The following is a 12,149-nucleotide window of genomic DNA, read 5'->3' on the forward strand; positions in this document are numbered from 1 at the left end:
AATATGGCTGAAAAGAAAAAAGTGTTTGTGATTGAAATGGAGAAAAACGCCGAAAGCTTAATGAGAAAGATTACTAGCTTTCAACCGAATAGTATAATCTTGCCATGTTACGGGCCTAGCATTTCACCCTTCGGTGATGTAATGCGGAACATCATCATCGCTGTTTATCAGGAAAATGTGGATGAAATATGCGTAACGGTATCAAAAGAGGAGCGAAAGAATAATAGAGAGCTTTTTAAGAAAATAGTTGAAAATAAAGAGTTACAAGAGAAACTGCATACTTTGAATTACCTGTTTGAAAATTGCTCGCCGGAATTCCAAAAGGCCAACATGAGAGAATGGCTGGAGGGAGACGAAGCTTCATCCTGCAGCAGGGAAGATATCGTCAATGTCATTCGAAACCATCCATTAATGCCATCAAATGTGAAGGTAAGAGAACTTTTACTAGAAAATAAAAATCAACCAGAAATGGCTTCGTTAAGAAGATAACCCCGTGTTTTTGGGGCCCAGGGGTCCAGGGGGGGTCCAGGGGGACGGTTCTACTGGCGCTTTTCCGGGTAACCGAAGAACCAGCAGAACCGTCCCCGTGGTCCTGTCAGCGATCTTTCTATTGTTGATTTCGCTTTAGATGATTGTGATGATACTTAATAATAGACAAACAACGGCAAGAGCGAAGAAAAGGATAGAAATTTTTAGATTACTTTTCATATTAATCCCATAAGCAAAAAAGAAAATACTGGCAGATAATTTTGAAAGACTTTGATAATAGTCATGATTAGAAAAGAAAGAGCTGCTAAAAACAATGGAGAGGAGAAGAGTTATACTGACTAACAGCTTAAACGATAAAGGTTGTCTTAAAAAATGTATTAACATAAATTTAATCCGGTGCACACAAGAAGCCCCCTGTCATTTCAAATTCACTCGCTGAATTTGCCACAATCTTTTTAGGTATTTCGTATAAAAAAATATTCCACTAATCCTAATTTTAATCCTTTAAACTTTGTACCTCGCTGAAAAAACTTTCTGCTTTTTTCAATAATACGGGTTTAGAAGTTCTATTGAGGTTACTAACCCCGGAGGATTTCAGCTAGGGTTGTCGAAATGATTACTATGAAAACGGTCAACATCCCATAACAACTGAGGAAGGGTCATTTTATATGAAGCTAGTTTCATGGAATTGCAGAAAGGGCTTAAATAGCAGAGAGAAAGATAAAAAACTGCTTGAGCTCAATCCGGATATTGCTCTCATCCAGGAAAGTTACCATCCTAAAGAATTCAATAATCAATTTACTTGAAAAGAATGGATTGAAAAGCTGCTATCATTCCATCAGTAGAGAAGAGTTTGGTTCAGAGACAGTGGCAACCTACTATCATTATGGAAAAATCGATCATCCGTTTCATCTTGATTATTGCTTTGTTTCACTGGATATCTTGCAAGGAATAAACCAATTCCATATCTAAAAAGAAAATTCCTTTATTACTCTATTTATCACATAGGAACCTGCTGACATAAAGTAATAAAATAAGATTCATTTTTTTATATCGGCGGTGGGAGACAGTGATTGAAGTAAAGGAATCAAAATATGGCAGAGGGGTATTTGCAACCTGCGATATTCAGAAGGGTGAACTGATACATGAAGCTCCAGTTATTGTATCGCCTAGTAAGGATTACCGATATTTGAAAAAGACGATTATGATGGAGTACGTGTTCTGGTGGAATCCAGACCATGATGAATGTGCACTGGCATTAGGATATGGATCCTTATTTAACCACTCCTATACACCCAATGCCCTATTCGAACTCAACTTTGCCAATAAAACAATAGACTTCTATGCCCTCAACCACATAAAAACAGGAGAAGAAATATTCATCAACTACAATGGAGAACCAGATGACCATGAACCCTTATGGTTTGACAACATGTAAAATCGGAGGGACCAAGGGGACGGTTCTGGTGGTGCCAAAAGCAAGGAGGGATCGTTCCCTTAGTTTCCGGTGCCAGCATAAAAGAGTGTAAACCGAAATCGTTTTTGATTCGGTTCACACTCTTTTTTTACCATTCTTTTGGTTCATAATGAAGGTCGTTAAATAATTGAGTGCGTTCTTTTTTGGATAAATCTCTCCACTGGCCAACAGGAAGGTTCCCTAAGTGGATATTCATGATGCGGATTCGCTGCAGCCGACAAACCTGGTATCCCAAGGCAGAACACATCCGGCGAATCTGTCGGTTTAACCCCTGTGTCAAAATGATTTTAAAAACATATTTAGAGAGCTGTTCTACTTTACAAGGCAGCGTTTTGGTATCCAGTATTTCTACGCCTGCAGCCATTCTTTTTAAAAACTCCCCAGTGATAGGCTTGTCTACTGTCACGATATATTCCTTTTCATGCTTATGTTCAGCCCGTAGGATTTCATTGACAATATCTCCGTCATTTGTCAACAGGATCAGACCCTCGGAATCCTTATCCAGTCTGCCGATATGAAAGATTCGTAAGGGATGGTTGACTAAATCAATAATATTTCCTTTGATATGTCTTTCCGTCGTACTCGTAATGCCAACAGGTTTATTGAGGGCAATATAAACATAATTTTTAGCGACTTTAACCGGATTTCCGCCAATGCGAACATCATCCCCTGGCTGCACTTGGCTTCCTAATGTGGCCACCTTTCCGTTAATAAACACTTTTCCTTCACTAATTAATTTATCCGCACCGCGCCTGGATGTTTGTCCAGACTCGGAAATATACTTATTTAATCGCAGGTTAAACACATCCTTAAAAGGAGATTGTGTTATAAGAATACCCAACCAAACCCGTATTTTCAAGCACCTATTAAAACAAAACAGACCGTTATAAAAATAACCCTGAAACGTCAAAATAGGAGGGTTTCTTTTATGTATCCACGTAGGATGGTGCAGGTAGATTGAGATATATGGGCACTTTAATCGATTATAAAGCACCGAGGCTAGTTGAATTATCTCTTTCTTCGATAAGCCCAACTGTGGGAGAAAGATAGACAAATAAAAATAATATTTTTGTCCACGCAAATTTGAAGTCGATTGCATCTCCTAAATATGAAAGGAGATGAATAGTATGTCGAAACAATTTGATTTCAGTAAGAAACATAGATTTGATTATATTGTTATTGGTGCAGGAACGGCAGGGGGAATCATCGCTAAAGAATTAACAGATGACAAAAGGACTTCTGTCCTGGTACTGGAAGCTGGAACGAATATGAGTGATGAATTAAGCAGTCCGTCCATAGAAAAAGCCTTTATTTTATCTACCGATAATAAGTTTTCCTTTAATATACTTTCTAGGGTGGAGTCGGCTCTTGGTCGGCAGCTTCGATTATCTGGAGGCAGGGCAATAGGGGGCAGCTCAGAACATAATGCTATGTATGCAGTCCGTGGGAGTAGGGAGCTTTATAACCAGTGGGCAGATCTTGTCGGTGATCAGTGGAGTTATGATAACATTCATTCGTTATTCATAAAGAATGAAACCTATACTGGCATGACAAAGGAATCAGCTGAGAGGGGAACGAACGGCCCCATTTTTGTTAGACAGCAACTTGTCCCTGACAAAGGACTTAATCAGATTCTGGCTCAAGCAACTTCAGAGGTATTAGGTATCCCAATGGTGGAGGATTATAATACCGGCATTCGTGATTGTACCTTTACTAAATCTCAATTTACCCAAAGGGAAATAATCGGAGGGTTTGTTCGTTCATCAACGGCAACTGGTTATTTAAACGAGGCCATTGTAACGGAGGGAAATGAGGTCTGCCCGGATGAGTGTGGGATTGGGAAGAGAAAGTTAGTTATCTTCGCAAAATCAACGGTAAATAAAATTCTATTTGATTCTAAAAATAATGTTCATACGGCTATTGGCGTTGAGTATGTAAGGAATGGTGTAAGAGAAAAATCCTTTGCCAGAAAAGGAGTCATCGTTTCCGCTGGGATCTTTTCATCAGTGATCCTGCAGCGATCTGGAATTGGAAGACCCAAAGAACTAAGTGCAGCAGGAATCTCAACATTAGTTAGTAGTCCGAATGTTGGCCACAACCTACAGACACATCATTCTATTGGAATGGGAGTAGAGGTAGAAACAGGTAGACTGCTCCAGGTTTTTGGTGCGGACCCCAATCAGCCTCTGACATTAGGCGCTTTTAAAACCGATAAGGGGACAGGCCGTCGTCTGCAGTTATTAGGGATTATCGCCCCAACTTTTATACCAGTCCAGGATGTGTTCATTAATAATTGGGCATTTGACGGAGGAAAGCCAAGTAATATTATGAGTATTGGGATTATTAACCTAAACCCTAGCAGCGATGGAACAATAACCCTTGCCCATAGTGACCCCGAAGCATATCCATCTATTACCTTTAATCCCCTTCAAAATCAAGATGACGTAAACTTTTTAGTTGATTCATACATTGAAACCTTCAATATCATGATGAGAGCACGTAAACTAGACCCCGATGGAAAATATAATGTAGTCTATCCTCCCGAGCATATCTTCCTGAACCCGAATGAAAAAGAAAAGCGAAATCAACTTGCAGCATATGCCAAAGCTTCGTATGCCAATTTTGATCACTTTGGCGGACAATGTAAAATGGGGCGGGATATTCATGAAGGAGTAGTAGATGGGTTTTTGAATGTATACGGTACTAGAAATTTAAAAGTCGCCGATCTTTCTATAGCTCCCATCTTACCAGACGGTAACACTTCTATACCTGCACAGATGATAGGTTTAAATGCGGCAAGAATCATTAAAGATCATGATCACCTTGATGGAATTGATGATGAGGAAAGCGAAGAATCTGATTAAATAGTTAAAAAAAAAGCTCTGTTATTTTCACTGTTGATTTTCGTATAGATATGAGAATCTATAGACGGAGAATTTCCGGCTAATGTATATAGAGGTAGTTTAAGAAGCTGATATAAGGGGAGATATTCCGATTAACTACTTTAAATAAGACAAAATCCAAAGATTTGGATCATATAAGCGGAAAAACTTCCTTTATTATTAAGGAAATATGGGTATTTCCCAATTTAACCGGAATTTCTCCGTTTATTTTTCAAGCACAGTGAAATCAATATAAAAGGTGCCATCACTACCCGTAATTGGACGAGTATTCATGAGAATATTGGGGGTAGGACTGGCACTCTTTTTGTTGGGAGAGGATTGATTGTGCTGATTTTTCAGTATTATTTAAAAATTAAACCACCTGAAATAACACAAATATGGGATAATTTGAAGAAGCAGCGATTCTTTCGCTAGAACAGGATGGAAGCATTTCTTTTTCAAAAAAAAGGGCGGGGGAAAATGGATATGGAGATAACAAACCAAGTACAGAAAGCAGATTGGAAGGATAAATTAGATAATTACATAGCGCAGCATCCAAAGCTGCAAGGGGCGATAATCGGCGTCGATGTTTGTGAGGCTGCAACCGGCCATAACCTCTATCACCACAATGCAGGTACACGGCTGCATCCGGCTTCTAATATGAAATGTTTGACAGCCGCTGCCGCTTTGGAAACGTTGGGGAAGGATTATGTGTTCCCCACTGAAATATGGATCGATGGTGAAATAGTCAATCAGGAACTCCAAGGGAATCTGTACATCAAAGGAATGGGGAATCCGACACTGCTCCCAAAAGACTTGGAGCAATTTGCAGAGCAACTGTACCATCTCCATGGCATCCAATCTATTTCAGGCCATGTGATCGCGGATGATGGGTGGTATGATGATGTACGCCTATCACCGGATTTGTGTTGGGATGATGAACATTTCTATTACGGTGCCCAGGTGTCTGCCTTAACGCTTTCACCAAATACCGATTACGATGCGGGGACCGTGATGATACAAGTACAGCCAGGAACAACAGACGGGGAAGCAGTCCATGTCTCAGTATTTCCTGATACGGCTTATGTCCAAATTGAAAATCATGCGGTCACGGTAGAAGATGTAACAAACGAAAAGGAAGTGAAAATCGTCCGCCGCCATGGGGAAAATACGATCACGATTAACGGCAAGATGGCAGTGGGAACCCAACCCATCAAAGAATGGATTGCTGTTTGGGAACCAACGAAGTACGTTTTACAAGTTTTCGCAGAAAAACTAACACAGGCTGGCATTCAACTAAACGGAAGCAAGGAAATTGGCACCGTCCCTGAACACGCTAGACGCTTGATCCATCATACATCGATACCGCTCGCAGAGCTGCTCATCCCATTCATGAAACTAAGCAACAATGGCCATGCCGAAATATTGGTAAAAGAGATGGGGAAGAGGGTAAAAGGGGAAGGCAGCTGGGAAGCGGGAATGGACGTGCTGGTAACAGAGGTGGCCAAGCTCGGAGTCGACCCGGATGCGGTGCTACTCCGAGATGGGTCAGGACTTTCGCATGTGACGTTAATCTCTCCGAATCAATTAACCAATCTACTATTTCACGTACAGTCCAAACCATGGTTCGATGCCTATTATCACAGTCTGCCCATTGGAGGGCAGCCAGAACGAATGGTGGGAGGCACCTTGAGGGAACGCCTTGATGGTCTGAACGTGCACGCGAAAACCGGAACGATTTTCGGGGTAAGCACGCTGTCAGGCTACCTGCAAACAGAGTCAGGGAAGAGGTTAATTTTTTCCATCATGCTGAACAACTTACTAGATGAAGAACAGGGGCCAGAAATACAGGATCAGTTACTTGAACTGCTTGCTCAATAGTAGGTTTAATCAAAATCTATTGAAAAGGGATTTGCCATTGTTGCTGGAGTGATAGTTTGTGAAACAGAACAGAACTAATATGATGCCGGAGAAAGAAAAATCGGATCAATGGGGGACCAGTATAGTTTGAAAATGAAAGTTTAAATCAATATAACAGTGGGACATAAGCAAGTGCCTGTTACCACACGTAATTTGTTGATAATTGATCAACATGATTCGGCAGGTGACAGGCACTCTAGTTTACATTGAAACATGTAAGACTTCTTATACAGTAAGGTTTTTAAATGAATCCATCACTGGGATTTCTGGATATAAACTGAAGTGGCTGCAGCACCATTTATCTGGATTCGCTTAATTTCATACCAAATAATCGATTTGATACATAAGGGTAGTTCTCATACCGAATGGCAATTTCCCGTTCGAAAAGTGTAAGCCTTTCAATAATCCTGTTGTTTTTCAGTTTACCTCCATCAATAACTCTAAATGGAAGAGGACTCAGTAACGTCATGACATTTTGTTTTGCACTTTCATGATCAGAGGTTACATAAACATCACTCTTTAAACCTTCATGTATAGGCTCTTCGAATACTTGAAAAAAGGTATTTTTGAAGGCACCTACTATTTTTGTGCCGGGAAGCAACATTTGCAGCTCTTCAGCGGCGGAATTCCCCCAATCTAAAGTAAAATCTGTAAAATCCTCTGTGAATGGGTTGGTGATATCAATCAAAATTTTATTGGCTAGTTTCTCCTCGTTTTCCTTTGCCCAAGGGATTACATCCCTGAACCAGAGTGCAGGAATAATGATGTCTGCCTCAAGTGCTTCTGCATAGGATACTGCTGCAATACTAGATAATTTATTTGCTTGTATGAAAGACTCTATGCGTTCTTTATCCCTTGAGGCCCAAAATAATTCATTTACATATGGATCAAGCGTTTTAACCAGACCGCTCCCCATTCGTCCGCTTCCGATTATACTTACTTTCATGTTCTATACCCCCAAATTGTTTAATAACAATAACATAGTATCTTGATTATGAGGAAAATGGTAATCCCTATATTTTATAGGTTTATAACTTAGAGTTATAGGGATAGAAATAGTGATACGTTTGATAGTAATCCAAAGGTTTATGTTTATAAATTAATTCTATCCCCAACCGTGCTTGGGCTGGAAATAACTAAGAACTCTATATCGTCTCCGCTTCTTCCGCAGCTTTCATTCCAATGAATGTATACGATAGAGGAAGAATTAATAGTAAAGAAACAGTTAAATAGGACAATAAAATACTTCTTTCTGCCAGATAAGAAACGAACAAGGACATAATGATCGCTTGTGTCAAACTAAGCATCGAAACAGTAGTCATAACCCTGCCGATAAATTTCTCCTCAACAAACTCGAAAACTAAGATTCTCGATAAGACTTTCACGTTTCCAATAAAAAAACCAATCATAATGTACGTGAAAAAGGCAATGATGACTGAATGGGTAAAGCTAAATAAAACCGTAGAAACGCCTAATAAAAGGATGGAAGTGATTAGGTATTTTTGGGAGTTAATTCTTGCAGCAAGAAAAGCGCATAACATGGCTGATAGTAAGCTGCCGATTCCAGCTCCGCTATCAATAATCCCTAATGTAGTACCAGTACCATTCAAGATGTATTGATTAAACGGGGCAATTAAGGCATTAATTCCGTAAAAATAAGGCAAGGTTATGCTTGTAGTTAAAATAAAAAATTTCGCTTTTCTATTTTGAATGAAATAGGACCACCCTGCTATGAAATCAGCGGTGTATTTCTTATAGGATAATCGGGTGGTTTCCTGTTCCCCTTTGAGTTGATTAGGTAATTCAATAAGTAGAAAAAAGATGGCGGCTGGCAAATAGGTCATACCCGCTAAAAGAATGGAATACTCTACTCCAATCCAATCAATTACTAACCCTGCAATGACGGCTGAAGCCAATAGTCCTACTTGCCATGCTCCTTGGACTAAGGCAATCCCTTGTCGATAATGATGTTTGTCCAGGATGTATTTTAAAATACTTTCCTTCGTTGGTTCTAAAATATACCAGGCGATGTAACTAAAGAATATGGATATAGAAAAAACAGAAATGGAAAAAAAACCAGCATAAAAGCTAACCGGAATAATGAAAATAGCCAGTAGTCGAACTAAGTTGCAAAGCATCGCTACCTTTCTCTTGTCCATTCGGTCAATCAGCACCCCAATGAAGGGGGCTAAAATCACCGACGGGAACAGTGTTAACACGAACATCTTTCCAACTTCAAAAGCGGAATCGGTTTTACTTAAAACTAATACGATGGAAGAAAGCCCAAAAATCCCCTCACCAAGTACACCGATTAGGCTGGCAGCAAAAAAGTACCTAAAATTCTTTTCGCTGCATAATGAGAAATAATTTTTATACATATTTACACATCCTGTCAAAGCTTATTCTTTAGTTTAAGAGTACAGCTGGTTAGAAAAGGATGGTAATACATAAAAATTACGAATCTATAAGAAAAAGTTATAGGGTATTGATCTCCATTTAGGAAATGTAAAAGCCGGTAATGGAGTATGACTCTTTACCGGCTTTATGTAGTACCTTCTAAATGTTGAATAACCTCATTTGCTTTCTTTCTGTAAGCATACTTATAAAGTAAATCAATGCTTCTTTTGAAGTTCTGATTAACAATCGATTTAATAATGGCGGAAGGAGTAGAGTATTTTATATGTTCTGCTACCATACGTGGTACAAGAGAAGAACCAATCCCCTTTGAGACAAACGCTATGATGGAATCGTTGAACTCTAATTCTATAATGGGATGGATGGATAAACCTATTTTTTGGCAATACCGATCTAAGAAAGCTCTAATATCACAAGGATCTTTATGCAAAATTAATGGTTCATTTAATAGCTCCTCCAAACTTACAGTTTCTAAGTTTATGAGAGGGGAATCGTGAGATAGAATCGCATCATAGGGTTCATTAAATAAATGCTTTACAATGATTTCATTGTAATCAGAAGCATCCTGAACAAATGCAAGATCAATTTTTTCATTTTCTATTAATGTTACAAGTTCAGAGGTTGTATCTTTAATAGTAAGTTCCATTTTATATTTTGGGCTTATTTTAGGAATAAGTGCCGGCAGCAAATAGCTGCCAATGCTGGGTAAAGCACCGATACGCAGAATGTTCTTTTGATTAAACGTATTCATTTGCTCTGTTAAATTCTCTACATCATTCAATATTTTCCTAGCATTCTCGAAAAAGTATTTTCCTGCTTCGGTGATTTCAAGTCCTGTAGTCTTTCGATAAAACAGCTGACAGCCGAGTTCCTCTTCTAATTGCTGAAGCTGTTTGGTTAGAGCAGGCTGCGAAATGAATAATTTTTTAGAGGCGGATGTAAGACTGCCAGCTAAAACAGTATGAACAAAGTACTCCATTTGTTTTAGTTTTATCAAATGCCTCGACTCCTTTAAGGTAAGTTACATATTTTTATTTTCAATCAACGGTTGTAAATTGTAAAGCATTAACAGGTAATGAAAATACTGCCGATTGACCCCCAATATGGCGCCCTGCACCACACCTCAAACTGTTCCTCATAACTAATAGTTATGAGTTTTAAACCTTTTAGTATTACCCCCCAAAAAAAATTTATTGTTAGTATTAATTTAACCAATTCACGAATCTTCCTAAAAAGTCGTACCCTTACCATCCGAACTACAAATAATCATGTTTTTCTTAAAAACAAAAAGGAGTGAGAACTTTTGGGTGGAATGATTACTTTACAAGAAATTATCCAAACAAAAAAACGTATTCAAAATTATATCCATCATACACCATTAGAATATAGTGAAGAGTTAAGCATAATCCATGATGCGGAAATTTATTTAAAATTAGAAAATCTCCAAGTAACGGGTAGTTTTAAAGCCCGTGGAGCGTTTAACAAGGTTTTGACGTTAGCTCAAAATGACTCAACTAGTGGTGTCATTGCTCCTTCTGCTGGAAACCACGGAATAGGTTTAGGATTTGCTGCTAAAAAGTTGAACATGGAGGCACATATTTACTTACCCGAAGATGCGGATCAAAGTAAAGTAAACATGTTGGAGAATTATGGTGTGAAACTGAAGTTCTTTCCTTCTATAGAAGCGGCTAGACATACTGCCCTTTTGGATGCAAAAGAAAAAGGACTTACTTTTGTTTCAGCCTATAATGATGAAGCCATGATTGCAGCTGGAGGATCTGTAGGATTAGAAATAGTAAATGATTTATCCGATGTTGATATTGTATTGGCTGGCATAGGAGGCGGGGGACTAACCTCTGGAATCTGTATTGCTCTTAAGTCGATAAATCCCAAAATACAAATTTGGGGTGTCCAGACTGCAAATAGTCCTACCATTGCAGTTTGGTATCAGCAAGGAAGAGCCATATCTGTAAAAATTAAGCCCTCTATTGCCGAAGGATTAAGTGGCACAATTGAACCAGAAACGATTACGTTCCCGATTCTTTTAAAATACATGGATCGAATAGTTACGGTATCTGATGCAGAGATAGTAATGGGGATGAAGGGACTTTTTCAGGCAAATTATATCGTCGAACCTTCTGGCGCAGCTGCAGTGGCTGCATTAAAGGTTGATGAACAGGAGCTGAAAGGTAAAAAGGTAGCGGTTGTTGTTACTGGCCGAAATGTCTCGTGGTCAAGGTTTAAGAATTTAGTTGAGAATTAGTCCATGGATGAAGTTCAACTTTTCCGGTCCATTAAGGTGATTGCATGATACATACCTACATGGGGGAGACCATCATAACTTCAAAACAAAACCCCGTTCTATTACGATCAAAGATAGCAAAACGGCTTGGGGAACCTGTGATTCAAAGCAGCAGTTGACCTTTAATTGGCGGCTGGCAATGGCACCACAAGAGGTCCCCTGTGGTATGTGTCGAGAGTTAATCAGTGATTATGGAAAAAATATAGATGTAATCATTCCTTATAATGATAAATTAGTGAAATGTAATGTATTGGAGCTACTGCCTGAAAAATATACAAGCGATATTTAATAATATCTTCAACGGGCTTTAATAGAATAAGAAGGCTCAGAGCAGTAAACTCTGAGCTTTTTAGAGTGTAATTTACTGATTGAATTAATAGGAATTCATTTAGCTTGTTACTTTAAATCTCCTCCACAATAACTGAACAAATTACCCGGGTAAAGGATGGCCCTAAAACTTTGTTGCAAATAAAGTCATCGAAAAATCTCTGCATTCTTGACGATTAAACCATCATAAGTCATTTTGCTTGCTTCAGTTAGTCTGACCAAATTTGAAAAAATGGGAGGATATTTCTTGGGGATTGGATTTAACAAAATGCAATACTTAGAACTTATTGAATATTACAAAATTTGGTGGTAATCTAATATTACAGAAATAGTTTAA

The 12,149-nt window shown here is 38.8% G+C and carries 10 protein-coding genes and 2 pseudogenes; 8 read left to right on the forward strand and 4 right to left on the reverse strand.

Annotated features, from left to right (window positions below):
• Nucleotides 1-3 precede the first annotated feature (3 nt).
• From ACZ43M_RS03480 to ACZ43M_RS03490, 3 genes are all read left to right on the forward strand, one after another.
• Entirely contained in the window at nucleotides 4-489 is a 486-nt protein-coding gene (locus ACZ43M_RS03480; protein WP_464506072.1) for a carbonic anhydrase, read from the forward strand.
• Nucleotides 490-1,157: 668 nt separating this feature from the next.
• Nucleotides 1,158-1,295, forward strand: coding sequence for a hypothetical protein (locus ACZ43M_RS03485; protein WP_464506073.1), 138 nt, complete (start codon nucleotides 1,158-1,160; stop codon nucleotides 1,293-1,295).
• A gap of 263 nt (nucleotides 1,296-1,558) precedes the next feature.
• A complete protein-coding gene (locus ACZ43M_RS03490; protein ID WP_464506074.1) occupies nucleotides 1,559-1,927 on the forward strand; it encodes an SET domain-containing protein in 369 nt (122 codons plus the stop codon).
• 127 nt (nucleotides 1,928-2,054) lie between these two features.
• Here ACZ43M_RS03490 and rluF read toward each other — a convergent pair whose 3' ends face one another.
• Nucleotides 2,055-2,771 (reverse strand): 23S rRNA pseudouridine(2604) synthase RluF, encoded by a 717-nt coding sequence (gene rluF, locus ACZ43M_RS03495; protein WP_464507935.1) that lies wholly within the window; start codon nucleotides 2,769-2,771, stop codon nucleotides 2,055-2,057.
• A gap of 322 nt (nucleotides 2,772-3,093) precedes the next feature.
• On the opposite strand from rluF, the gene ACZ43M_RS03500 reads away from it, so the two are divergent.
• On the forward strand, nucleotides 3,094-4,830 hold the full coding sequence (locus tag ACZ43M_RS03500; protein ID WP_464506075.1) for a GMC family oxidoreductase: 1,737 nt from the start codon (nucleotides 3,094-3,096) through the stop codon (nucleotides 4,828-4,830).
• A 504-nt stretch (nucleotides 4,831-5,334) separates the two neighbouring features.
• Nucleotides 5,335-6,729, forward strand: coding sequence for a D-alanyl-D-alanine carboxypeptidase/D-alanyl-D-alanine endopeptidase (dacB, locus tag ACZ43M_RS03505; protein ID WP_464506076.1), 1,395 nt, complete (start codon nucleotides 5,335-5,337; stop codon nucleotides 6,727-6,729).
• A 337-nt stretch (nucleotides 6,730-7,066) separates the two neighbouring features.
• Here dacB and ACZ43M_RS03510 read toward each other — a convergent pair whose 3' ends face one another.
• From ACZ43M_RS03510 to ACZ43M_RS03520, 3 genes are all read right to left on the reverse strand, one after another.
• A complete protein-coding gene (locus ACZ43M_RS03510; protein ID WP_464506077.1) occupies nucleotides 7,067-7,714 on the reverse strand; it encodes an NADPH-dependent F420 reductase in 648 nt (215 codons plus the stop codon).
• A 199-nt stretch (nucleotides 7,715-7,913) separates the two neighbouring features.
• Nucleotides 7,914-9,146: an MFS transporter gene (locus ACZ43M_RS03515; protein ID WP_464506078.1), complete on the reverse strand. Its 1,233-nt coding sequence runs from the start codon at nucleotides 9,144-9,146 to the stop codon at nucleotides 7,914-7,916.
• A 164-nt stretch (nucleotides 9,147-9,310) separates the two neighbouring features.
• The gene (locus ACZ43M_RS03520; protein WP_464506079.1) at nucleotides 9,311-10,180 is read right to left on the reverse strand and encodes a LysR family transcriptional regulator; all 870 of its coding nucleotides are present in this window, start codon (nucleotides 10,178-10,180) and stop codon (nucleotides 9,311-9,313) included.
• 315 nt (nucleotides 10,181-10,495) lie between these two features.
• Between ACZ43M_RS03520 and ACZ43M_RS03525 the strand changes: the two genes are divergently transcribed.
• The 3 genes and pseudogenes from ACZ43M_RS03525 to ACZ43M_RS03535 all read left to right on the forward strand — a co-directional run.
• Nucleotides 10,496-11,446, forward strand: coding sequence for a threonine ammonia-lyase (locus ACZ43M_RS03525; protein WP_464507936.1), 951 nt, complete (start codon nucleotides 10,496-10,498; stop codon nucleotides 11,444-11,446).
• Nucleotides 11,447-11,522: 76 nt separating this feature from the next.
• Nucleotides 11,523-11,642, forward strand: a pseudogene (locus tag ACZ43M_RS03530) (M48 metallopeptidase family protein); the annotation flags it as partial.
• Nucleotides 11,643-11,774, forward strand: a pseudogene (locus tag ACZ43M_RS03535) (cytidine deaminase); the annotation flags it as partial.
• Between the last annotated feature and the right edge of the window lie 375 nt (nucleotides 11,775-12,149).

It is taken from the genome of Neobacillus sp. B24 (genome assembly GCF_055381825.1).